We start from the raw sequence: 294 nt of genomic DNA, 5'->3' as shown, positions 1-294 counted from the left end.
CTTCAGAACCTTCCGGGCCGGCTTGTCATGTCGAAGTTGATTGGCCTGATCCACACGTACCCGGTCGATCACTTCGCGGCCGTACTTGGCCACGACGTGGTACAGGTCAAAGACGATTTCCGCTTGCGGGCAGTGCTCCTTGATCTCCAGCTCATAGGCCGTGGTCATGTCGATGGCGACCGCTTCGATGCGCTCGGCAACGCCTTCGGGCAACTGTTCGAAGAAGGTTCGAGCCGTTTCGCGCGAGCGTCCAGGTCCCACCCAGAGCACTTGTCGGCCGATCGGATCGACTAC

The 294-nt window shown here is 60.2% G+C and carries 1 protein-coding gene; it reads right to left on the bottom strand.

Going from position 1 to position 294, the window contains the following annotated elements; all coding sequences use genetic code 11:
• Positions 1 to 294: transposase (locus tag SB689_RS22860; RefSeq protein ID WP_410694359.1), on the bottom strand; the 294-nt coding region annotated here is incomplete at both ends.

It is taken from the genome of Chryseobacterium sp. SIMBA_038 (genome assembly GCF_046535115.1).
In the GTDB taxonomy this organism is placed as follows: Bacteria; Bacteroidota; Bacteroidia; order Flavobacteriales; family Weeksellaceae; genus Chryseobacterium.
Note: the sequence above shows the minus strand (reverse complement) of the source record. Positions and strands in the feature narration are given on the sequence as shown.